Here is a 22,340-nt window from a genome sequence, read left to right on the forward strand (position 1 = left end):
CCGTCGGGGGGGGGGCCCCGGGCCGGCTTGGGGCCCCCCCCCCCCGGGGGGGGGGGGGCCCCCCCGGCCCCCGGGGGGGGGGGGGGGGGGGGGGGGCAGACTCCCGCCCCGCCCGTCACTGTTCGCGTTCGGGCAACCGCATCAGCGGAGACCGGCCCGGTGGCTGCTCGGGTGGCGGGCCGGACGGCTCGGCCGGCGGCACCGGCACGGTCACCGGTTCGTCGCAGGTCACCCGCAGCATCTGGTCGTGGTGGCGCAGCTCCACCACGTCGTCCGGGCCGCCGTGGCGCAGCGAGTACGTCGTCTGGTGCGGCCGGACATCCACCCGCAGCGCCAGCCCCCGCCACTGGAGCGAGAACTCCAACCGACTGAGTCGGCTGGAGAGCCGGGGGGCGAAGGACAGCTCGCCGTCGTGGTCCCGCAGACCGCCGAGCCCGCTGACCAGGGCGAGCCACGCGCCCGCCAACGACGCCATGTGTACGCCGTCGCGGGTGTTCTCGTTGAGGTCGTGCAGGTCCATCAGAGCGGCCTCACGCAGGTAGGTGTGCGCGAGTTCGGGGTGGCCCACCTCGGCCGCGAGCACCGACTGGGTGCAGGCCGACAACGACGAGTCGCGGACGGTGCGGCGCTCGTAGTAGAGGAAGTTGCGCACCTTCTCCTCGGGGGTGAAGGCGTCCCCCCGCCAGTGCATGGCGAGGACCAGGTCGGCCTGCTTCACCACCTGCTTGCGGTACAGCTCGAAGTACGGATAGTGCAGTAGCAACGGGTACTTCTCCGCCGGGGTGTGCGTGAAGTCCCATTCCTGGAGTCGGGTGAAGCCCTCCACCTGCTGATGGACCTCGAGTTCCTCGTCGTACGGGACGTGCATGGAGGTGGCGGCGTCCCGCCAGCTCGCGGCCTCCTCGTCGGTGACCCCGAGGTGGAACGCCTCGTCCCGGTAGCGCATGACCACGTCGGCGGCGGCGAGCAGGTTCCGCTGCGCCATCAGGTTGGTGTAGATGTTGTCGTTCTTCACGGCGGTGTACTCGTCCGGGCCGGTGACACCGTCGATGTGGAACTGCCCGTGTCGGTCGTGGTGGCCGATCGAGCGCCACAGCCGGGCGGTCTCCACCAGCAGTTCCAGCCCGATCTCCCGTTCCAACTGGGTGTCCCCGGTGACCATCACGTAGCGGCGCACGGCATCGGCGATGTCGGCGGCGATGTGGAAGGCCGCCGTCCCGGCCGGCCAGTACCCGGATGATTCCGGGCCTCCGATCGTCCGCCAGGGGAAGGCGGCGCCCCGGAGGTTGAGCGTCTCGGCGCGTTCCCGCGCCGAGTCCAGCGTGCTGTGTCGCCACTGCAACGCGCTGCGCACCGCGCTCGGCTGGGTGTACGTGAGCACCGGCAGGACGAACATCTCGGTGTCCCAGAAGGCGTGACCGTCGTAACCGGGGCCGGTCAGCCCCTTCGCCGAGATCGGCCGCTGCTCGGCCCGCGCGCCGGCCTGCAACACGTGGAAGAGCCCGAACCGGACCGCCTGCTGCACCTCCGGGTCGCCCTCGACCAGCACGTCGGAGGCGTCCCAGAACGCGTCGAGGTAGTTGCGCTGCTCCCGGTGCAGCCCGTCCCACCCGTCGAGCCGGGCACCGGCCAGTGCCGCGCCGACCTGGTCGCGCAGCGCCGGCAGGGACCGGCGACTCGACCAGCTGTACGTCAGATACTTGATCACCCGCAGCTTCTCGCCGGGCTGCAGCACGCAGGCGATGGTGGTACGCACCCAGTCCTGGTATCCCTCGGACTCGATGGTGGTGTGGTCCGGGCCGTGCACCTCGTGCTCCATGGCGGCGGCGACCCGCAGACCGGAGACCTTGGTGCGGTGGATCAACTGCCCGCCGTCGGGGGTGGTCAGCTCCTCCTCGGCCTGGAGCGGCGACTCCAGCACGGCCGCGACCCGGGGGTCCTTGCTCTGCGCGGGCAGCGACTCGTTGGCCACCAGCTCGGACTGCACGATCAGCCGCAGCGGGCCGCCGACGGCCTCCACCTCGTAGCTGATGGCGGCCACGGAACGCTGCGTGAACGAGACGAGACGGGTGCTGCGGACCTTGACCTCCCGCCCGGCGGGCGAGCGCCAGTGCAGCTCCCGGTGCAGCGTGCCGGCGCGCATGTCGAGGATCCGCTCGTGGGCGATGAGTTCGCCGTAGCGCACGTCGAGCGGTTCGTCGTCGACCAGCAGCCGGATCAGTTTGCCGTTGGTGACGTTGACGATGGTCTGCCCGGACTCGGGGAAGCCGTAGCCCGCCTCCGCGTACGGCAGCGGACGCAGTTCGTAGAACGAGTTGAGGTAGGTGCCGGGCAGGCCGTGTGGTTCGCCCTCGTCGAGGTTGCCCCGCAGGCCGACGTGCCCGTTGGAGAGCGCGAAGACCGACTCCGACTGGGCCAGCACGTCCATGTCCAGCCGGGTCTCCCGGACGTGCCACGGCTCTACCGGATAGGCGCGCTCCCGAATCATCCGGAGCCTCGTTCGGCGGCGAGTGGGTCGGTCGCGGTGCGGTTCGGCGCCGGTGGGTCCGCGCCGTCGAGCAGGTCGGCGAGGTCCGTCACCACGATGTCGGCGCCGTGGGCGAGCAACTCGTCGGCCTGCCCGACCCGGTCGACGCCGACCACGTAGCCGAAGCCACCGGCGCGGCCGGCGGCCACCCCGGAGAGCGCGTCCTCGAAGACGGCTGCCTGCGTCGGGTCGACGCCGAGCAGCCTGGCCCCGGCGAGGAAGGTGTCGGGCTGTGGTTTGCCGCGCAGCCCCTGCGCACGAGCGACCAGCCCGTCCACCCGGGCCTCCAGCAGCGGCTCGAACCCGGCGGCGGCGACCACCTCAGCCCCGTTCGCGCTGGCGGTGACCACTGCTCGGCGGAGCCCGGCGGCGGTCGCCGCCTTGAGATACCGCACCGAGCCCGGGTAGACCTCGACGCCGGCGGTACGCAGACGTCGCAGCAGCAGGACGTTCTTGCGGTTGCCCAGGCCGTTGACGGTCTCGGCCTCCGGCGGGTCGTCCGGGCCGCCCTCGGGCAGCACGATCCCCCGGGAGGCGAGGAACGACCGGACGCCGTCGGCCCGGGGGCGGCCGTCGACATAGCGGTTGTAGTCCGGGCCCGGATCGAACGGTTGGAACGGCTCGCCGGAGACCGTGGCGCGCTGGCGGAGAAACTCGTCGAACGTCTGCGTCCAGGCGGCGTTGTGTACGCGGGCGGTCTGCGTCAGCACACCGTCCAGATCGAAGAGACAGGCGGTCACGTGAGCAGGTAGGCCCAGCACGGTACGAATCTATCCACCCCGCTGGGCCCGCAAACCCATTTCGGCAGCCCTGGGGTGTTTCAGTTCGGTCGCAGCGTCCAGATCACTGTCATCTCCGAGGTCGGCTTGCCGTCCTCGGTGGCGATCTGGACCGCGACGGGGAATTCCGGGCGCTGACCGGCGGCCAGTTCCTCGGTCACCTCGGCCGCCGGCCGGCCGAGTCGCGCGGTGGCGAGCACCGGACCCATGGCGAGTTTCCGGTAGGCGATCTCGGCCCGGACGGCCAACGGCACGGCCCGGTCGAGCAGCTGCCCGAAGGCGGCCAGCACGACCGCGCCGGAGGCCGTCTCGCCGAGGGTGAACATGGCGCCGGCGTGCGGCCCGCCGATGTGGTTGTGGGTGGCCGGCGAGTCGGGCAGCCGGACGACCGCCCGCACGCCGCCCTCCGCCTCGGGTGCCACCTCGACGAACTCGATACCGAGCGTACGAGCGAACGGCACCGCTTCCAGCATGCCGGCCGCCACCTGGCGGGAGTCGATAGTCATGACCTGACGTTACTAACCGGTAACCAGGCCGGCAACCAGCGACTTCGCCGTCAGGGCACGCTCAGAGGTTGGCGATGGTGCGCAGGATCTCCGCGTAGAAGTTGCCGTCGATGCTGCGGAAGAAGGCGAAGTCCTGGCCCGGGTCGCCGAAGAACGGGCGCAGCGTCCAGGCCAGCTGGGTGCCGACGAAACCGAAGAGCAGGATCCAGATGTAGAGCAGGGTCATGCTGGCCGGCCGCTGCGTCGGCTCCCCGCGTCGGACCGGGCGGCCGTCCAACGGGCGTTGCGCCACGTAGCCGGGCGGCAGCATGCCGGGCGGGAACGAGGCACCGGCCGGCTGCCCGGGCCACTGTGCCGGCACCTGGGTCGGAGCCGGCGTGGTGGTCACGGCACCGTTCGCAGTCGACTCGGCCACGGCGGCCCCAGCCGGCACGGCAACCGGCTCGGCGCTCTGACCACCGACCGGCGCGGCGGCCGGCGTCGCCCCGACGGGCACCGCGGCCGGCACGGCCTGGACCGGCGCCGGGGCGCTGGCCTGCTCGCCGACAGTGGCGTTGGCGGCCACCGGCGCGAGCAGGCCGTGGTCGTTGAGCACCTGCATCCCGCTGGTCAGGAAGCGCAGACCGACCAGCGCCGACAGGGTCAGGATCGCCACGTTGAGCAGCTTGAAGAACCCGTAGTCGTTGGCGGTGATCAGGAAAAACAGGCTGATCGGCGCGAACGCCACCGCGAGCATCGAGGTGACAGTGATCGCCACCATCACCAGAGCCAACGACTGCCGCACCGAGAGCCGGGCACCGAAGACCAGGTTGAACAGGTAGAGCGTGGGCAGGCAGATGACCAGCGTGACCAGGAACAGCAGTGGCAGCTTCACCGCCGAGGTCACCGCCATCAGCGGGCTGTGGAAAAAGCCCAGCACCGCCCCGTAGCAGGCCAACGCGATGGCGGAGCTGGCCAGCATCCGCCCGGTCAGGGCGTTGAGGTCACGCTCGGTTACGATCTGCTGCCAGATGCCCTCGCGATCCCGCAGGATGCGCTCGATGACGAGCGGGCTGGGACGGTCACCCGACACGGGTGCACCCCTCTCGGTGGTGTTTCACAGTGGACTGGTGGGCAGACGGTAGGTCACTGGACAGTGGGCCCGCCACCCCGTCCGGGCACGTCGTCAGCGCCAACCCACGTCGATCCGGTCGCCGCGCTCGTCGAAGAAGTGCAGGGCGTCCATCCGTACGGAGACGGCGAGCGGGTGGCCGGCGCTGACCGCCGGGTACGGCGCCAGCCGTACCGCCAGCTCCGCCGGGCGGCGGTGGTGCCGGCCCGGATCGGGGAGCACGCTGGTCTGGACGCCACTGGCCGGGGCCTCCTGCGCGTCCACCGGCTTGCCGGTGAGCCGCTGCATCACCGAGCCGAACCGGCGCAGGCCGCGCTGGCCGACCGGCGGCGTCTCCTGCGGCGCGCCCATCTCGTCGACCACGATCGCTGTCGCGCCGATGTCGAGGAACGCCAACGACTCGTGCCCGTGATGCTCCAGGTAGCGGATCCGCCCGCGCAGCACGTCGCCGGGGCTGTCCGGTGCGACCGGGGTGAGCGCCTCGGCCCGCATGCCGACCACGATCCGCTCACCGTGGTAATGCGCCACCGCCCGACTGCGGATGTCGTTCCAGGGCAGGTAGAGCGACTGGTCGCCGAGGTTGAGCGTGACGTACCGGTCGAGATGGACGTAGACCGACGCCTCCAACAGGTTCATCCGTGGGCTGCCCAGGAACGCCGCCACGTAGAGCGTCGCCGGTCGGCCGTACACCTGGGTCGGTGTGCCCACGTCCTGGAGCACGCCGCGGCGCATGATGGCCACCCGGTCGGCCATGGTGAGCGCCTCGGCCTGGTCGTGCGTGACGTAGACAGTGGTGACGCCCAGCTCGCGGGTCAGGCCGGAGATCTCCGCGCGCAACTCGGCCCGCAGGCCGCTGTCCAGGTTGGACAGCGGCTCGTCCATCAGGAACAGGCCCGGCCGGCGGACGATCGCGCGGCCCATGGCCACCCGCTGCCGCTGCCCGCCGGAGAGCTGACCCGGCTTGCGGGCCAGCACGTCACCGATGCCCAGCGCGCTCGCCACGTCGCTGACCCGCTCGCCCCGCGGCTCCGGCTCGACCCCGGCCAGCCGCAGCGGAAACGCGATGTTGTCGCCGACGGTCATGTGCGGGTAGAGGGCGAAGTCCTGGAAGACCATGGCGATCTTGCGGTCCCGTGGGGGGAGGTCGTTCGCCAACTCCCCGTCGAGCATGACCGCTCCGGTGGTCGGTTCCTCCAACCCGGCGATCATTCGCAGCACTGTCGACTTGCCGCACCCGGACGGCCCAAGCAGCACCATGAACTCGCCGTCGTTCACATCGAGGTTGACGCTGTCGACGGCCAGCGTGCCATCCCGGAAAACCTTGGTCACATCCTTGAGCGTGACGGTGCTCACCGTCTTCCCCCTCAGCGCGTCGGCCGAACCCCACAAGACTGTGACCAGGATCATGGGTCTGTGACATCGGGTAAACGTCTCATGTTCGATCGATGACGCTGCTATTACACGACAGAAGCCTTGATCAGCAGCGCGTGGACCGCTCGCCCGGCTCACCGAGGAACACCTGCCGCACCACCCGCTCCGCCGCCCGTCCGTCGTCCAACGTGCAGAACCGGGTCCGGAAATGCTCGCGGGCCTTCGCCGCCGCGTCCGAGCGCACTCCGTCGGTACGGAACAGGTCGAGCAGATCGGCGAAAGTGGACGCTACCGCGCCCGGCGGTTCGGCAGTGACGTCGAAGTAGACCCCCCGGGCGAGCCGGTACGCCTCCCAGTCCGGGGTGTAGAGCACGATCGGCCGGTCCAGAACGGCATAGTCGAACATGGCCGACGAATAGTCGGTGACCAGCACGTCCGCCACCAGGTAGAGGTCCTCCACCCGCTGATGGCCGCTGACGTCACGGACCCGCTCCCAGTCCTTCGGCTGGCCAGGACCTCGATCACGGTCGTGGAAGTAGTGGCTGCGCATCAACAACCGGCCCGAGTCACCCAGCGCCTGGACGAACCGGTCCGGGTCGAACGGCGGCCGGTAGCCGGGCAGGTGCTCGCGGTGCGTCGGGGCGTACAGGACGACCTGCTCGTCGGGGTCGAGGCCGAACTCCGCGCGGAGTCGGCGCACCTCGTCCGGGCCGGCGGTGACCAGGCGGTCGTTGCGCGGGTAGCCCACCTCCAGGGTGGTGTACGTGGCCGGGTACGCACGGTCCCACATCTGGGTGGAGAAGCTGTTGGCGCTGACGCTGTAATCCCAGCGGTCCACCCGGCGCAGCAGCCCGGCGAAGTCCATCCGGCCCGCGCCGATCGGGTAGCGCTGCTGATCCAGCCCCATCACCTTGACCGGCGTGCCGTGGTGGGTCTGCACGTGCACCTGTTCCGGTCGCTTGCGGACGAAGTCCGGAAAGTTGACGTTGTTGACCAACCACCGGGCGCGGGCGAGCACCCGGTAGTACGTCGGCGTGCCGGCCACCACGTACTCCACCCCGGCCGGCACGGTGTCCACCCGGTCCCGGCGCACCACCCACACCCCGCGCACCCCCGGCGCCAACCGGCGGGCGACCTCGTAGATGGCCGCCGGGTTGCAGGAGTAACCCCGGTACCAGTACGCCGCGTACACCGCGAGCGTCGGGTCGACCGGCCGCCGCATCTCGGCCCGGTAGTACTCGCGCAGCAGCCCGTCGCGGGTCAGCCGGGCACCGCGCCGGGCGACCGGCCCGACAGTGCGCCGGGCGGTGCGGGTGTGCCGGCGGGCGGCGTCGCGGGCCCGGCTGGCGGCCCGCAACGCGCTGAAGGTGCGCCACCGACCCGAGGCGACCAGCTTGTGCTTGATCCCCTCGACCCCGTCCGGAACCGGATAACCGCCGGGCGGCAGCCAGCGCTCGTAGTCGGCGGTGATCTGCGCGAAGAACGCCTCCCGCAGCTCCGGCGCGATCCGCTGACCGTTGCCGAGCACTGTCAGGTAGTGCCAGATCATCCGTTCGAAGACCGCCGGGCGCAGGGCCTCCGTCGCCGACCCCCACGAATCCATCAGGTGGAAGACCCGGTGCCACTGCGGGAAGACCTCGAAGTGCCGGTCACCCCGGGTCCGGGTGATCGCGCCGGCACGGCGTTGGCGGTAGTTGACGCAGACCCGATCCAGTACGCCGATCCGGTGCGCGGCCATCAGCACCGGGTAGCTGAACGAGACGTCCTCGTACCAGCCGGGCGCGAAGCGCAGCCCCAGGTCGGCGAGGAACTCCCGACGGACCAGCCGGTTCCATGCGGTGTGCAGCAGGTGCATCGCTCGCGGCCGGTCCCGCAACCGGAAGGTGCCCGGGCCCGGCGACTCCGGAAACACCTCGGCCATCGCGCTGCGGGTGGCGGTGTCGTTCCAGTGGGTGCGGACATGGTCGACCAGCAGGACGTCCGGACGGGTGACCCGCAAGCGCTCGGCGACCTCGGTCAGGCACTCCGGAGCCAGCCAGTCGTCGCCGTCGAGGAACCACACGTACTCACCGGCGGCCCGGTCCAGCCCGATGTTGCGGGCCGGACCGAGGCCGACGTTCTCCGGAAGCCGGACCGACTGGACCCGCCGGTCGCGGGCCGCGTACTCGTCGATGATGTCGCCGCTGGCGTCCGGCGAGCAGTCGTCGACGGCGATCACCTCGATGTCGGTCTCCGGCTGACCGAGGATGGAGTCCAGGCACTCCCGCAGGTATCCCTGCACCCGGAAGGCCGGCACCACGAAGCTGATCAGGGTCATCCGGCCGCCCTCCGTCAGCGCGGCACGGCACCTCCAGCGCCCGCCGGCGCCACCGACGCCCGCGCGCTACGGGCCGGTCGCACGAACCAGGCCAGGACGACGCTCACCACGAAAACCACGAGAAGGTACGCACCCAGTGTAGTCAGTCCGATACCCGCAATACCGCCGATCGCCGCGAGGGCCAGCAGCACCGAGCGCCCCTCCCAGCCCAGCGTTGCCGCGTGCAGCGGCGGTGCCGTCTGCCGCTTCTCCAGCCGGGCGGTCAGGTCGTAGTGGTGCACGGTGAGCACGAAGACGTACCCGAAGATCAGCCAGCCGGGCACCGCACCGACCACCCCGACCGCGATGGCGAACAGGTACTCGGCGGCCCGCAGCGCCGCTGGCACCAGCCAGTCCAACGGGCCGTTGTGCGCCGCCCCGGCGCCCAGGCCACCGACCAGCAGCACCAGCAGCGCCACCGGCACCGCCCAGCGCAGCCCGTCGGGCTCGTCACTCAGCACCGCCCCGGCCAGCAGCGCCGCCGGGCCGAGCGCGGCGATCACCGCCAGGGTCAGCGGCCCCATCGGACGGACCACCGGCAACCAGCGGGCCAACGGCCCGTCGTCGCGGTGCAGTGTGGCATCGACAGTGTCCAGCACCGGCACCCACATCCAGCGGGCCCGCAGCGTCCGCAGCGCCCCGGTGTACGCGAACGCCAGCACCCCCCAGACCAGCACGGCGATCAGGCTGACCAGCGGGTTGAACAGCGCCACGGTCAGCGCGATCAGCGCCCACCGCTCACCGATCGGGAAGACCACTGTCCGCTTCAGCCAGTACGACACCGAGCCGGTGTCCGCCTGCACCCGGGTCGACGCCGCGTTGAGCCGGTCACCGATCCCGCCGCTGGCGTTCGTCGCCGTACGCGGGCGACGGGCCGCCTCGTCGTGCAGCACCCCGTACCAGGTGTCGGTCATGTGCCGGACGGTCTGCAACGTCATCGCGGCGATCGCCAGCGCCCACCCGTTGCCCAGCCCGGCGTGACTCACCCCGAAGCCCAGCCCGGCGTAGACCAGGTACTCCTTGGCCCGGTCCGCCATCGTGTCCAGCCAGCCACCCCAGGCGCTGAAGTGCCGGGTGTAGCGGGCCAGCTGGCCATCCACGCAGTCCAGCACGAAGCCCAGGTAGAGCAGCACCGCGCCACCGACCAGCGCGGGCCGCCCACCGACCCCGAACAGCACCGCCGCGCCCAGCGCGAAGAGCACCGAGATCACCGTCACCCCGGTCGGGGTGAGCCGGAGCCGGGCCGAGAGCCGGACCACGTACGGCGACCAGGTGCTGACGAAGTAGGTGGAGAAGAAGTCGTCCTTCTCCTTCACCGACAACCGCAGCTCGGCCCGGTCCTCGTCGACAGCTGTCACCGCCGCCTCGGCAGCGGTCAGCCCGGCCTGGTCCTCGACCCGGTGGGCGACGAGCAGGCGTACCCGCTGGGCGAAGACCAGGGTGCCGAGCGCCGCGAGACCCGCGAAGAGCTGGTCCACGGCGGACCCGGGGCCACCGGCCGCGACCGATCCCCCGGGCCCCCTGCCGATCGCCGGAAGCGGCGCCACGTCGCCGGCCGGGCCGATCGGGGCGGCGACGGGGAGCATCCCCGACGCGGCGGCCCGGGCGGCGGCCGCGAGGGTCGGCAGATCGTCCACGCCGACCCGCAGCGCGCCGCCGAACACGCCGGTGGCGGTGCCGTCGAGGGAGTCCAACGCGCCGGCGTCGACCACCTGCCCGCGCTCCTCCCGCACCGCCGTCCGACCGGGGACCGGCGGGTCGCCGAGCACCAGCGCCACAGTGGGCCCCACCGGGCTGGTGGCCAGGTGCCGCAGTACGGCGGTGTGCGCGACCAGGTCCGTGCCGGTGATCAACACCGGGGCGGTCGCGGTGGTGACCAGGTCGGTCAGCTCGTCGAGGGTGGCGGCGAAGCGCACCTCGTCCGCCCCGGCCAGGCGCAACTGGGCGGCCAGCCGGTCGGCCAGCGGCTCACCGGTCGCGGTGGTCAGGCCCGCCGCGGGCGTCCCGGCGGCGAGCACGATCGCGAGCGTCACCGCGGAACCGCGGCGTGGTACGCGTCGAGCGCCTCGCCGATGGTGCCGTCGAGCGTCAACCGGCCCGCGTCGAGGTACAACCCCCGACGGCAGAACCGGGTCAGGTCCTTTTCGTTGTGTGACACCAGCACGAGCGTGCGCCCCTCCCCGAGCAGACGATCAATCGTCGCGTAACACTTCTTGCGGAACTCCGCGTCCCCGACCGCGGTCACCTCGTCCATCAGCAGGATCGGGTGCGGCAGGTGCGAGATGATCGCGAAGCCCAGCCGCACCTTCATCCCCGACGAGTAGTGCCGAACCGACGTGTCGATGGCCCGTTCCACCTGCTCACCGGCGAACTCGACGATCTCGTCGAAGTGCCGCTTCAGGTAGCCCGTCGACAGTCCGTGCAGCCCACCGACCAGGTGCAGGTTCTCCCGCCCGGTCAGGTCGTTGGAGAAACCGGCGGACAACTCCAGCAACGGCGCCACAGCGCCGTGCACCCGGATGCCGCCCTCATCCGGAATGAGCACCCCGGCGATCAGCCGCAGCAGGGTGCTCTTGCCGGTGCCGTTGCGCCCGATCACCCCGACGGTCTCGCCGGGCTGCACGGTGAACGACACGTCCCGCAACGGCCAGAACTGGCCGGGCAACGCGCCACGGCCGCCCCGGTGGATGAACAACTCCCGCAGCCGAAGCTGGCGGCGACGGTTACGGACGAACCGGATGCCCAGGCCGTCCGCCTCGATGATCGGCGCGGCCACGTCAGAGCTCCTTGAGCACTGCGGGCTCCAACCGGCGGAACGACCACCAACCGGCGGCCAGCACCAGCACACTGCCGACGATCGTGGTGGCGAGCAGCCGGGCGTCCGGGAACTCGTCCGGATACCAGATCGCGTGGTGCAGCTGGAAGATCCCGACCAGCGGGTTCAGCTCGTACACCACCTTCAACCAGCCGGGCAGCCCGGACTCCCGGACCAGGCTGAGCGGATAGATGATCGGCGTGGCGTAGAAGAGCACCCGGATGATCAGCCGCATCAACCGTTCCACGTCGCGCATCAGCACGTTCCACGCGGACAGCAGCAGGGCGAGCCCGGTCAACAGGACGGCCTGGACGGCCACCGCCAGCGGCAGGGAGAGCAGCGACCAACCGGGGTGGATCCGACCGTGCACCGCGTAGATCACCGCGATGGCGATCAGGATCGGCAGGCCGGCCGCGTACTCCGCGAACCGTCCGGTGACCCGGCCGATCGGGAAGACCTGACGGGGCACGTTCATCGTGGTGATCAGCCGGGACTGGCCGGTGAGTGCGTTCGTCGCCTCGCTCAGTGCCGAACTGGTCCACATCCAGGCGAAGATGCCGGTGATCAGGAACAACGGGTACGACCCGGCCGCCTCACCGAGGTGCCGACCGGTGTCGGAGGAGTAGAGCACCCCGAAGACGAACCAGTAGATGGCGCCCATGCCGAGCGGCTCGATCAACGACCAGAAGTAGCCCAGCACCGACTGCTGGTACTTGACCGCCAGATCCCGCCTGACCAGGATGCGCAGCGAGTTGCGGTGCGACCACAACGCCGCGACGCCAGAGGTCACCGCAGCCTCCCGCCTCCTGAAACGGACGACAGGTTAGCAGTCGGTGAACGATTGCCCCGAATCGACCGGACTCAGCACTCGATCACGTTGACGGCCAAACCGCCACGCGCCGTCTCCTTGTACTTGACCTTCATGTCGGCGCCCGTCTCCCGCATGGTCTTGATGACCTTGTCCAGCGACACCTTGTGCACCCCGTCGCCGCGCAGCGCCAGCCGGGCGGCCGTGATCGCCTTGATGCTAGCCACCGCGTTCCGCTCGATGCAGGGGATCTGCACCAGGCCACCCACCGGGTCACAGGTCAACCCCAGGTTGTGCTCCATCCCGATCTCGGCAGCGTTCTCCACCTGCTCCGGGGTGCCACCGAGCGCCTCGGCCAGCCCCGCCGCCGCCATCGAGCACGCCGAACCGACCTCACCCTGGCAGCCCACCTCGGCTCCCGAGATCGAGGCGTTCTCCTTGAAGAGCACACCTATCGCTCCCGCCGTCAGCAGGAACCGCACCACACCGTCGTCATCGGCGTCCGGCACGAACCGGGTGTAGTAGTGCAGTACCGCCGGAATGATCCCGGCCGCGCCATTGGTCGGCGCGGTGACCACCCGGCCGCCCGCGGCGTTCTCCTCGTTGACAGCGAGCGCGAACAGCGTCACCCAGTCCATCACGTGCAGCGGGTCGGTCGACCCGGCCTCCGCCTCCAGGCCGCGCCGCAGCTCCGCCGCGCGCCGCCGAACCTTCAACCCCCCAGGGAGTACGCCGTCCCGCTCGCAGCCGCGCTGCACGCACTCCTGCATCACCCGCCAGATCTCCAGCAGACCGGCCCGGATGTCCGCCTCGCTGCGCCAGGAACGCTCGTTGGCCAGCATCACCTCGCTGATCGACAGCCCGGTGCGGGTGGTGACGTCGAGCAGCTGCGCCCCGGTCAGGAAGGGGTACCGCACCGCTGTGCTGTCCGGCTTGATCCGGTCCGCCCCGGCCGCCGCCTCGTCCACGACGAACCCGCCACCGACGGAGTAGTAGGTGCGGCTGCGCAGCTCGGCGCCGGCCCCGTCGTACGCCACGAAGGTCATCCCGTTCGGGTGGTACGGCAACGACCGGCGGCGGTGCAGCGTCAGGTCCCGATCCGGGTCAAAGTCGATCTCGTGCGCGTCGAGGATGTTGATCCGCCGTTCGGCCCGGATCCGCTCGACCCGAGGGCCGACGGTGTCAGTGTCGACCGTCTCCGGCGACTCGCCGGCCAACCCGAGCAGCACCGCCGGACCGCTGCCGTGGCCGTGCCCGGTGGCACCCAGCGAGCCGAACAGCTCGGCCTGCACCCGCGCCGTGTCCGTGAGCAGCCCGTCGGCCTTCAGCCCGCCGACGAACGTCCGCGCGGCCCGCATCGGCCCCACCGTGTGCGAGCTGGACGGCCCGATACCGACGCTGAAGAGGTCGAAAACACTGATCATGGCCGCGCTTCCTCGCCGTCGTCCCGGCGTACGGGACCCGGCCGGGTCGTGACCGCCGGTCTGGCGGCCCCGCTCGTGACCGTCCGGGGTATGGGGTGCCGGCCCTCCGGGGTGTGGAAGGCCGATCAGCCAGCCTACCCGCCCAGCTCACCGCCCACCCGGTCCGGGACGTGAACACCGTCCCCACCCCCGCCCCGCCCCGCCCCGCGATCTTGCAGCTTCTGTCGCGACATAAAGGGCATATCAGGGCACATCAATGACAGAAACTGCAAGATCGGCGCGGTCCTGACTCAACGGCGCGCGGGCAGGCAGGCTGCGCGGGGAGGCGTCAGTGCGGGGTTGCCCGGGTAATGCACCTACGGGTCCACGGGTCGCCGCTCGTCCTCGGGACCGAGGGCAAGGTGGCCATCCCTTTCTACCGTGGATTGCAGACGCGGCGCACCGCCGCAGAGTGGGAGTACGACGATGAGTCGCAAACTGGTCCGGCCCCGCGAGGGGCGCATGATCGCCGGTGTCTGCGCCGGCCTCGGGCGGCGGTTCGGCATGTCGGCCGGCATGGTCCGGCTGCTGTTCCTGCTGTCGCTGCTGCTGCCCGGCACGCAGGTGATCGTCTACCTGATCCTGTGGGTGCTGATGCCGAACGAGGACCGCTACCTCGCCTCCACCGGGCACTGATCCCGCCCGCACCGCCCAGGTAATCCGAGATCTTGGACAGTTTCCGCTAAGAGCTAACGGAAACTGTCCAAGATTGCTCGTACCGCAGCCCGCTCGACGCCTAAAATCCGGCAAATCGGCAACGGAGCGGAGCGAAGGTGGACGTGCCGGGCTCTCCTTAAGAACGCTCGGCTTGGGGACGCACCCACGCGCGTGGCATTCACAGACGCACCCGCGGAGCAGTCGCAGACCTATCCGCGCGAGCACCAGACGGAAGCGCCCGTCCCGACGGGAGTCGGTGCGGGCGCTTCGGCGTACGGAGGGGCAGGTCAGGGAGCCACGTAGGTCACAGTGATCTGCTGGTAGCCGAGGGAGCGGAGCAGCCCCTCCAGCATCTTGCGGGTGTTCTCCTCGGCTCGGGCGGAGAGCCCGCTGTCCCGGGCGGCGGCGGTGATCCGGTCCTCGGCGAGCTGGTAGACCTGCTGCTGCCGGTTGGGGTCGTTGCCGACCAGGTCACCGAGTCGGTTGAGCAGACCGCGCTGCTCGGCGAAGACGTAGCTCTTCTCCATGTCGAGGTTGGTCTCGCCGAGCTGCGGCGCGGGCAGCTTGATCTCGACCGACTTGCCGTCGGCGGACTGGACGATGGCGCCCTCAGCGATCTTGGTGAAGTCGACGTACGCCTCGACGCTGCCAGCCCCGACGAACAGGGTGCGCTCGTTGAGCAGGAAGTCCGGAACGTTGCGCCGGTCGTTCTGCGTGTCGACCACGACCTGGAAGTTGCCCTCCGCGGCCACGTAGCGGCTGAGGTCCTGGATCGACTTCAGCAGCGGTGGCTGACTGCGGTCGGTCTGCTCCTTGGCGAACGGGTTGCGGAACTCCGGCAGGATGCCGGTCGCCTGGATGCCGAGCAGCACGACCACGGCCAGCGCGGCGGCGCCGAGCAGCAGGAGCAGACCGCGGGCCGCCCCACCGCCACCGCCACCACCGGGGCCATCGCCACCGCTCGTCGGTCCACCCGGCTCACCAGGACCACCAGGGCCAGCGGGACCACCAGGCCCACCGGGGTCACCCGGCGTATCAGTGCTCCACTCGGGTGTCGCGCTCGACCGCGCCTTGAGATCGTCGCCGGTCGGGTAACCGGGGAACTCTCTCGTGGGCTCGTTGCTGCCAGCGTCGCGGGCCATCACCCTCACCGTCCTCGTCAGACACGTCGTCTGTCAATGACGGTACGGCCCCGTTACGACACTCGCGCGGCGAGCGCCAGGAAGCGACAAACGGGCAGGTCAGGCGAACGCGGAAAGCCCGGTGAGCCGCTGCCCGATGACCAGTTGGTGGATCTCGGAGGTGCCCTCGTAGGTCAGCACGCTCTCCAGGTTGTTGGCGTGCCGCATCACCGGGTACTCACCGGAGACACCGTTGGCGCCGAGAATGGTGCGGCACTGCCGGGCGATGGCCAGCGCCTCCCGCACGTTGTTCAGCTTGCCCACGCTGACCTGCTCGGGCCGCAGCCGCTGGGCGTCGGCGAGCCGGCCCAGGTGCAGCGCGAGCAGTTGCCCCTTCACCAACTCGACGGCCATGTCGGCGAGCTTCGCCTGGGTGAGCTGGAAGCCGGCCAGTGGGCGACCGAACTGGGTGCGGGTGGTCGCGTACGCCAGGGTGGTCTCCAGGCAGTCGCGGGCCGCGCCGAGCGCGCCCCAGACGATGCCGTAGCGGGCCTCGGTGAGGCAGCTCAGCGGCGCCTTGAGCCCGACCGCCTCGGGCAGTTGCGCGTCGACCGGGAGCCGGACGTCGTCGAGCACGATCTCGCCGGTCACCGACGCGCGCAGCGACATCTTGCGGCGGATCTCCCGGGCCGTGACGCCGGGCGTGTCCATGGGTACGGCGAAACCCCGTACGCCCTCGTCGGTGCGGGCCCAGATCACCGCGACGTCCGCGATCGGAGCGTTGGTGATCCACATCTTCCCGCCGGCGAGCACCCAGTCGTCGCCGTCGCGGCGGGCTCGGGTGGCCATCGAGGCGGGGTCGGAGCCGTGGTCCGGCTCGGTCAGGCCGAAGCATCCGATGGCCTCACCGGTGGCCATCGACGGCAGCCAGCGTTGCTTCTGCTCCTCGCTGCCGTAGCGCCAGATGGCGTACATGGCGAGCGATCCCTGCACGGAGACCAGGGAACGGAGGCCGGAGTCGCCGGCTTCCAACTCCTGACAGGCCAGCCCGTAGGCGACCGCGGAGGCGCCGGCGCAGCCGTAGCCGCTCAGGTGCATGCCGAGCAGGCCGAGCTTGCCGAACTCGCGGGCCAACTCCCGGGCGGGCACCCGGCCGTCCTCGTACCAGTCGGCGACGTGGGGTCGCACCCGGTCGTCGACGAGTTGGCGGACGACATCGCGGATCTGCCGCTCCTCCTCGCTGAGCGACGGGTCCAGGTCGAGCAGGTCCAGCGGAGCGGTCATGGACGCCACCCTAACGAAGGTTCAGCGCACGAAAGAAGGGCTCGTCACTCGATCGGCTCGGAGAGCACCAGCACTCGCGCGTGGATCTGGTTGCGCTGCTGGAGGGCGGCGCGCAGCGCCCGGTGCAGCCCGTCCTCCAGGTAGAGCCCGCCGTTCCACTGCACGACGTGCGGAAAGAGGTCACCGTAGAAGGTGGAATCCTCGGCGAGGAGCTTGTCGAGCGCCAGCTCGCGCTTGGTGGTGATCATCTGATCCAGGCGCAGTGGCCGCGGCGGAATCTCCGCCCACTGCTTGAGCGTCAGATTGTGCTCCGGATAGGGACGCCCGTCCCGGACCGCTCTGAAGATCACGACGGCACGCTCCCCTCCCCGTGGCCGGGCCGACCGACGGCGCCGAGCCGGGCCGCGGCGGGCACCGCGCGGCGCGGCACCGATGACCGTGCCAGCCTAGCCGCCCAGCGCACGCTACGTTCTGCTCCCTGATGTCAGTTTCGCTATCGCTCGTCCGATCCTCAACCGGACGAACGGGACGTCCGCCTCAGTTCCACCGGCCGCGCCGCACGACTTCGTCCATTGGGCGACGCCCACGGCGCAACGATGGTGACCGATGGTCAGCTGCCCGGTAACCGATTGTGACGGCACCGATGGGTTGGTACTCCGCCGGCACGCCGAACGCGTCCCGGTAGGCGGCCAGCCGCTGCGGCGGAATGCCGAAGAAGCACGCCCCCAGCCCCTCGTCCACAGCGGTGAGCAGCATCAGCAACGCCGCGAAGCCGGCGTCCACGTGCCAGTACGGCACCGGCCACCGGTCCGTGGACTGATCAGTCCAACCCTTGTCCGGCTCCGCGTACCGCCGCAGGTAGGCCGACTCGTTGGCGTGCGGCACCACGATCAGGGGCGCCCTGCGCATGCCCGCGAGCCAGCGCTCCCGCCCACCGCCATCGGGGGTGGTGGCGGCCCAGAACCGTTCCCGATCGGCCGGCTCCTCCAACACCAGGAAACCCCAGCCCTGGGCGAAGCCGGCCGACGGCGCGCGGACCGCGTGGTCGAGCAGCCGGTCCACCACGTCGGGCGGGACCGGGCGGTCCGGGTCGTAGTTGCGCACCATCCGTCGACGGCGGACGACCTCGGCGAACTCCATCAGGCGCCGGGGCGGATGCCCCAGGCACCTCGCCAGGTGGTGCCGGGCTTGAGGGTGAGCAGGTCCTTGCCCGACCGGAACGCGTCCGGTGGGCAGGTCATCGGCTCGACCGCCACCGAGCGGCGGTGCCGTTCGCCGGTGAGGGCGTCCCCGGTGAACACCTGCCACCAGCCGAACTCGGCGTCCGCCCAGATGCGCACTCCGGCCGAACCGTCCGGAGCGGCGAGGCTCACCGACGAACCGCCGTCGGCGTCCCGGATCACCTCGCCGAAGCAGGAGTCCAGCACGGCCGCGCCGATCCGCCGGGGGCTGGTCCAGTCGTACTCGGTGCCGGCCACCGGGGTCACCCCCACCGGCAGCAACCGACCGTCCACCAGCACCCGGCTCCGGGTGGGCAGCCGCAGCACCAGGTCGTCCACAGCGACGCCCGGCAGTTGCAGGTACGGGTGCACGGAGAAGCCGAATGGTGCCAGCTCCCCGCCGATGTTGGTCACCTCGTGCTCGGCGCGCAGCCCGTCCGCGTCGACGCTCCACCGGCTGCGCAGCCGCAGCGGCCACTGATAGCCGGGCTGCGGCGGCAGGTCGTAGCCGACAGTCACGGCGTCCGCCGACTGCTCCAGCAACTGCCACGGCACCCAGTTGACCAGCCCGTGGATGGCCACGCGCCGCTCCGGCTCGGTCAGTGCGAGCTGGTGCGTCTGCCCGCCGAACGGGTAGCGACCATCGCGGATCCGGTTCGGCCAGGGTGCCAGCACCTGCCCGGTGCAACCGGGGCAGACCTCGTCGGTCTGGTACCCGTCGAGAAGGTCGACACCGTCGTGCCGGTACGTCCGGAGCCCACCGCCGACCTCCACGATGACGGCCTCGTGACCGGCGGCGGAGATGGTCCACTGGGCGCCGGAGAACGGGCGCGGATCGGGGCTTTCCATGCCGGCGACCCTAACCGGTCAGGCCCGGTTGTCGCTCGACGCCGTCGCCGCCCGGTAACGCAGCAGCGCCGGGAACGCGACAGCGAGCACCACCACGAGCACCGCGGAGGCGAGCCCACCGGCCACCCAGGCCACCCCGCCGCCGAACCCGGCGGCCATGGTGCCGGCGCGCAGATCACCCAGGCGTGGGCCACCCGCCACCACGACAGTGTTGACGCCCTGAAGTCGACCGCGCATCCGGTCCGGTGCGTAGACCAGCAGCATCGACTGACGCAGCACCGCGCTGATCAGGTCGGCGGCGCCGGCCACGGCGAGCAGCACGACCATCAGCCAGAGTTGGTGGGCCAACCCGGCCGCGGCGATGGCCAGGCCCCAGCCGACCACCGCGAGCACCAGGCCGAGCCCCTGGCGGCGGAGCCGGCCGATCCAGCCGGAGGTCAACCCACCGATCATCGAGCCGATCGCGATGGCGCTGTAGAGCAGACCGACAGAGCCACCGCCGCCGAAGCGTTCGTGCGCGATCTCCGGAAAGAGGGCCCGTGGCATGGCGAGGATCATCGCGATCAGGTCCACCCCGAAGGACAGCAGCAGGACCGGGGTGGTGGCCAGGTAGCGGAACCCGTCGACGACGCTGGCCAGGCCGGCACGTCGGGCCTGGCCGTCGGCGGTGGGCTCGGGCGGGAGCGAGGGCAGCCGCAACGCGGCCCAGAGCATCGCCGTGAACAGCACCGCGTCCAGCCCGTAGGCGATCGGCAGGACCACAGCGGTGTCCGGCGAGGCGGAGAGGATCAGGCCGGCGGCGAGCGGGCCGGCGACCGAGGCGGCGGTGAAGGTCGTGTAGTTCAGGGTGGTCGCGGACGCCACCAGGTCTTCCGGCACCAGCCGGGGCAGCATGGCGCTGCGGGCCGGCGAGCTGATCGCGAACGCCACCGACTGCAACGCCATCAACGCCAGCAGCAGCACCGGGCTGCGCACGTCCAGCACCGCCTGGAGCAGCAGCCCGAGAGTGGATGCCCAGAGCAACAATGAGCCGCCGAGCAGCACGGCACGCCGGTCGCGGGCGTCGGCGACCGCGCCACCCCAGAGCCCGAAGACCAGCAACGGTACGAAGGCGGCCACTCCCAGCAGGCCCACCCAGAACGAGTCCCGGGTCAGGGCGTACATCTCCACCGGCACCGCGACGGCGGTGAACTGGAAGCCGAACATCGCCACGGTGTTGCCGAGCCAGAGCCGGCGGTACGCCGGAACCCGCAGCGGGCGTACGTCGATCGCCCAGCGGCGCGCTGCGCGCGGCCGGTTCTCCCGCACACCCGTCACGGCGCCAACCGCTCGACGACCCAGCCACCCTCGTCGAGGCGACGGAAGCGGAGCCGGTCGTGCAACCGGCCGGCGCGGCCCTGCCAGAACTCCACCGACTCGGGTTGGACCCGCAGCCCGCCCCAGTGCGACGGGGTCGGGATCTCGGCCTGGTCGGCGAACCGCTCGGCCGCCTCCTGGTACTGCTGCTCCAGCGCCGCCCGACCCGACACCACCTGGGACTGCGGGCTGGCCCAGGCACCCAGTTGGGAGCCGCGCGGCCGGCTGGCGAAGTACGCCTCGCTCGTGGCGCGGTCGACGTGCTCGACCCGCCCGGCGACCACCACCTGACGCTGCATGGGAAACCACGGAAAGACCAGGCTGGCGTACGGGTTGGCGGTCGCCTCGACGCCCTTGCGCGACAGGTGGTTGGTGAAGAAGACGAAGCCCTCCGGGTCGTACCCCTTCAGCAGCACCGTCCGCCCGCTCGGCCGGCCGGCCGAGTCGGCGGTGCCCACCACCATGGCGTTGGGTTCGGACAGCCCGAAGGCCACCGCGTCGGCGAACCAACTGTCGAACTGGGTGTGCCAGTCGCTGGCCAGGTCAGCCTCGGTCAGGCCCAGGTCCGCGGCGTACTCGTTACGCATCGCGGCCGGGGCGGGTGTGTCACCCGTCACGTCCCCACTCCTTTTCGCGGGCCCCGCCAGCACCCTCCCGCGCTGACCAGCCCGCCCTGCCCCAGTCTCACTGAGCCGGGCGGAGAATGCGCGTCCGGGGATGTCGCGTGCAGCACAGTCGCAGCGGGTCGCGTATCCCTTACTCAGCAGGCAGTATGTTCCGAACACATCCCTGAGGGTCGCCTAAGGCGCTCGGCCGATCGGGCCGGATGAGCGATCGGGCGCACCTACCAGATCCAGGAGAGCGACATGGCCGATTTCAAACCCGGGCTGGAGGGCGTCGTCGCCTTCGAGACCGAGATCGCCGAACCTGACCGTGAGGGCGGTGCGCTGCGCTATCGCGGAGTCGACATCGAGGATCTGATCGGCCAGGTGTCGTTCGGCAACGTGTGGGCACTGCTGGTCGACGGCCGGTTCGGGCCGGGCCTGCCGCCGGCAGAGCCGTTCCCGGTGCCGGTGCACTCCGGTGACATCCGCGTCGACGTGCAGTCCGCGGTCGCCATGCTGGCCCCGTACTGGGGTCTCAACCAACTGCTGGACATCTCCGACGAGCAGGCCCGTGAGGATCTCGCCCGGGTCTCGGTGACCGCGCTCTCCTTCGTCGCCCAGTCCGCCCGCGGCCTCGGCCTGCCGGCGGTGCCGCAGAAGGAGATCGACAAGGCGCAGACCATCGTCGAGCGGTTCATGAAGCGCTGGCGCGGCGAGCCCGACCCGCGGCACGTCAAGGCCGTCGACGCGTACTTCATCTCGGCCGCCGAGCACGGCCTGAACGCGTCCACCTTCACCGCTCGCATCGTCGCCTCCACCGGGGCGGACGCGGCCGCCTGCATCTCGTCGGGCATCGGCGCCCTCTCCGGCCCGCTGCACGGCGGCGCCCCGTCCCGGGTGCTGAGCATGTTGGAGGCGGTGGAGCGCAGCGGCGACGCGGAGGGCTACGTCAAGGGCGTCCTCGACCGCGGCGAGCGGTTGATGGGCTTCGGCCACCGCGTCTACCGTGCCGAGGACCCGCGCGCCCGAGTGCTCCGGCGTACGGCCAAGGAGCTGGGCGCGCCGCGCTTCGAGATCGCCGAGGCGCTGGAGAAGGCCGCCCTCGCCGAGCTTCAGGCCCGCCGCCCGGACCGGGTGCTGGCCACCAACGTCGAGTTCTGGTCGGCCGTGGTGCTGGACTTCGCCGAGGTGCCGGCGCACATGTTCACCTCGATGTTCACCTGCGCACGGATGGGTGGCTGGAGCGCGCACATCCTGGAGCAGAAGCGCCTCCAGCGGCTGGTCCGCCCGTCCGCCCGCTACTTGGGCCCGGAGACCCGCAAGCCGTCCGACGTCGAGGGCTGGGCGGCCATCCCGCACGGCGTCTGAGCTGGTAGGAAAGGGCCCCTCCCCGACGCCGGGCGTCGAGGAGGGGCCCGTCTCGACGTCTACGGGGCCGACTGTGGCGAAGGACTCAGACCGACCGCCGGGACCGCGCCCGTCGCCGCCCGGCCCGGGTGCGAGGATGAGGGC

General features: G+C 71.1%; 19 protein-coding genes. 2 read left to right on the forward strand and 17 right to left on the reverse strand.

Annotated elements, in window-relative coordinates; all coding sequences use genetic code 11:
• Positions 1-115: 115 nt before the first annotated feature.
• The 10 genes from ABZS40_RS17980 to ABZS40_RS18025 all read right to left on the reverse strand — a co-directional run bounded on the left by ABZS40_RS17980 (position 116) and on the right by ABZS40_RS18025 (position 13,697).
• Positions 116-2,488 carry a glycoside hydrolase family 65 protein gene (locus ABZS40_RS17980; protein WP_354944345.1) on the reverse strand — a complete coding sequence of 791 codons (2,373 nt, stop codon included), beginning with the start codon at positions 2,486-2,488 and terminating at the stop codon, positions 116-118.
• Entirely contained in the window at positions 2,485-3,288 is an 804-nt protein-coding gene (locus tag ABZS40_RS17985; RefSeq protein WP_354944346.1) for a beta-phosphoglucomutase family hydrolase, read from the reverse strand. The genes ABZS40_RS17980 and ABZS40_RS17985 overlap by 4 nt, the downstream gene beginning before the upstream one ends.
• 59 nt (positions 3,289-3,347) lie before the next feature.
• Positions 3,348-3,812, reverse strand: coding sequence for a DUF4442 domain-containing protein (locus ABZS40_RS17990; protein WP_354944347.1), 465 nt, complete (start codon positions 3,810-3,812; stop codon positions 3,348-3,350).
• A 61-nt stretch (positions 3,813-3,873) separates the two neighbouring features.
• Positions 3,874-4,884, reverse strand: a complete 1,011-nt coding sequence (locus ABZS40_RS17995; protein WP_354944348.1) for a hypothetical protein — start codon at positions 4,882-4,884, stop codon at positions 3,874-3,876.
• Positions 4,885-4,977: 93 nt separating this feature from the next.
• Complete coding sequence (locus ABZS40_RS18000) at positions 4,978-6,276, reverse strand: ABC transporter ATP-binding protein (RefSeq protein ID WP_354944349.1); 1,299 nt, start codon at positions 6,274-6,276, stop codon at positions 4,978-4,980.
• Positions 6,277-6,400: 124 nt separating this feature from the next.
• Complete coding sequence (locus tag ABZS40_RS18005; protein ID WP_354944350.1) at positions 6,401-8,611, reverse strand: bifunctional glycosyltransferase family 2 protein/CDP-glycerol:glycerophosphate glycerophosphotransferase; 2,211 nt, start codon at positions 8,609-8,611, stop codon at positions 6,401-6,403.
• A gap of 14 nt (positions 8,612-8,625) precedes the next feature.
• The gene (locus ABZS40_RS18010; protein WP_354944460.1) at positions 8,626-10,638 is read right to left on the reverse strand and encodes a DUF5941 domain-containing protein; all 2,013 of its coding nucleotides are present in this window, start codon (positions 10,636-10,638) and stop codon (positions 8,626-8,628) included.
• A gap of 41 nt (positions 10,639-10,679) precedes the next feature.
• A complete protein-coding gene (locus ABZS40_RS18015) occupies positions 10,680-11,426 on the reverse strand; it encodes an ABC transporter ATP-binding protein (RefSeq protein ID WP_354944351.1) in 747 nt (248 codons plus the stop codon).
• 1 nt (position 11,427) lies between these two features.
• Positions 11,428-12,255 (reverse strand): ABC transporter permease, encoded by an 828-nt coding sequence (locus ABZS40_RS18020; RefSeq protein WP_354944352.1) that lies wholly within the window; start codon positions 12,253-12,255, stop codon positions 11,428-11,430.
• Positions 12,256-12,326: 71 nt separating this feature from the next.
• Entirely contained in the window at positions 12,327-13,697 is a 1,371-nt protein-coding gene (locus ABZS40_RS18025) for an L-serine ammonia-lyase (protein WP_354944353.1), read from the reverse strand.
• A gap of 465 nt (positions 13,698-14,162) precedes the next feature.
• On the opposite strand from ABZS40_RS18025, the gene ABZS40_RS18030 reads away from it, so the two are divergent.
• A complete protein-coding gene (locus ABZS40_RS18030; protein WP_030486383.1) occupies positions 14,163-14,372 on the forward strand; it encodes a PspC domain-containing protein in 210 nt (69 codons plus the stop codon).
• A 308-nt stretch (positions 14,373-14,680) separates the two neighbouring features.
• On the opposite strand, the gene ABZS40_RS18035 is transcribed toward ABZS40_RS18030, so the two are convergent.
• The 7 genes from ABZS40_RS18035 to pdxH form a co-directional block, all read right to left on the reverse strand.
• A complete protein-coding gene (locus ABZS40_RS18035) occupies positions 14,681-15,535 on the reverse strand; it encodes a DUF4230 domain-containing protein (protein WP_354944354.1) in 855 nt (284 codons plus the stop codon).
• Positions 15,536-15,634: 99 nt separating this feature from the next.
• The gene (locus ABZS40_RS18040) at positions 15,635-16,798 is read right to left on the reverse strand and encodes an acyl-CoA dehydrogenase family protein (protein WP_354944355.1); all 1,164 of its coding nucleotides are present in this window, start codon (positions 16,796-16,798) and stop codon (positions 15,635-15,637) included.
• Between the two features lie 44 nt (positions 16,799-16,842).
• Positions 16,843-17,148, reverse strand: a complete 306-nt coding sequence (locus ABZS40_RS18045) for a type II toxin-antitoxin system VapB family antitoxin (protein WP_030329612.1) — start codon at positions 17,146-17,148, stop codon at positions 16,843-16,845.
• A 187-nt stretch (positions 17,149-17,335) separates the two neighbouring features.
• Positions 17,336-17,938, reverse strand: a complete 603-nt coding sequence (locus ABZS40_RS18050) for a nitroreductase family protein (RefSeq protein WP_238681945.1) — start codon at positions 17,936-17,938, stop codon at positions 17,336-17,338.
• Positions 17,938-18,867 carry an aldose 1-epimerase family protein gene (locus tag ABZS40_RS18055; protein WP_354944356.1) on the reverse strand — a complete coding sequence of 310 codons (930 nt, stop codon included), beginning with the start codon at positions 18,865-18,867 and terminating at the stop codon, positions 17,938-17,940. The genes ABZS40_RS18050 and ABZS40_RS18055 overlap by 1 nt, the downstream gene beginning before the upstream one ends.
• A gap of 18 nt (positions 18,868-18,885) precedes the next feature.
• Complete coding sequence (locus tag ABZS40_RS18060) at positions 18,886-20,184, reverse strand: MFS transporter (RefSeq protein ID WP_354944357.1); 1,299 nt, start codon at positions 20,182-20,184, stop codon at positions 18,886-18,888.
• Positions 20,181-20,810: a pyridoxamine 5'-phosphate oxidase gene (pdxH, locus tag ABZS40_RS18065; protein ID WP_354944461.1), complete on the reverse strand. Its 630-nt coding sequence runs from the start codon at positions 20,808-20,810 to the stop codon at positions 20,181-20,183. Before pdxH ends, ABZS40_RS18060 begins: the two co-directional genes overlap by 4 nt.
• Before the next feature lie 279 nt (positions 20,811-21,089).
• On the opposite strand from pdxH, the gene ABZS40_RS18070 reads away from it, so the two are divergent.
• Positions 21,090-22,196: a citrate synthase 2 gene (locus tag ABZS40_RS18070; protein ID WP_110564647.1), complete on the forward strand. Its 1,107-nt coding sequence runs from the start codon at positions 21,090-21,092 to the stop codon at positions 22,194-22,196.
• Positions 22,197-22,340: the final 144 nt, after the last annotated feature.

The organism is Micromonospora sp. NPDC005324, assembly GCF_040607155.1.
Taxonomy (GTDB): Bacteria; Actinomycetota; Actinomycetes; order Mycobacteriales; family Micromonosporaceae; genus Micromonospora; species Micromonospora trifolii.

Excerpts from the sequence above, each read along its gene's own strand:
- ABZS40_RS17990 (WP_354944347.1), bottom strand. The coding sequence starts at position 3,812 with ATGACTATCGACTCCCGCCAGGTGGCGGCCGGCATGCTGGAAGCGGTG.
- pdxH (WP_354944461.1), bottom strand. The coding sequence starts at position 20,810 with ATGCGTAACGAGTACGCCGCGGACCTGGGCCTGACCGAGGCTGACCTG.
- ABZS40_RS18070 (WP_110564647.1), top strand. The coding sequence starts at position 21,090 with ATGGCCGATTTCAAACCCGGGCTGGAGGGCGTCGTCGCCTTCGAGACC.
- ABZS40_RS18005 (WP_354944350.1), bottom strand. The coding sequence starts at position 8,611 with ATGACCCTGATCAGCTTCGTGGTGCCGGCCTTCCGGGTGCAGGGATAC.
- ABZS40_RS18040 (WP_354944355.1), bottom strand. The coding sequence starts at position 16,798 with ATGACCGCTCCGCTGGACCTGCTCGACCTGGACCCGTCGCTCAGCGAG.
- ABZS40_RS17980 (WP_354944345.1), bottom strand. The coding sequence starts at position 2,488 with ATGATTCGGGAGCGCGCCTATCCGGTAGAGCCGTGGCACGTCCGGGAG.
- ABZS40_RS18030 (WP_030486383.1), top strand. The coding sequence starts at position 14,163 with ATGAGTCGCAAACTGGTCCGGCCCCGCGAGGGGCGCATGATCGCCGGT.
- ABZS40_RS18035 (WP_354944354.1), bottom strand. The coding sequence starts at position 15,535 with ATGGCCCGCGACGCTGGCAGCAACGAGCCCACGAGAGAGTTCCCCGGT.
- ABZS40_RS18055 (WP_354944356.1), bottom strand. The coding sequence starts at position 18,867 with ATGGAAAGCCCCGATCCGCGCCCGTTCTCCGGCGCCCAGTGGACCATC.
- ABZS40_RS18025 (WP_354944353.1), bottom strand. The coding sequence starts at position 13,697 with ATGATCAGTGTTTTCGACCTCTTCAGCGTCGGTATCGGGCCGTCCAGC.
- ABZS40_RS18050 (WP_238681945.1), bottom strand. The coding sequence starts at position 17,938 with ATGGAGTTCGCCGAGGTCGTCCGCCGTCGACGGATGGTGCGCAACTAC.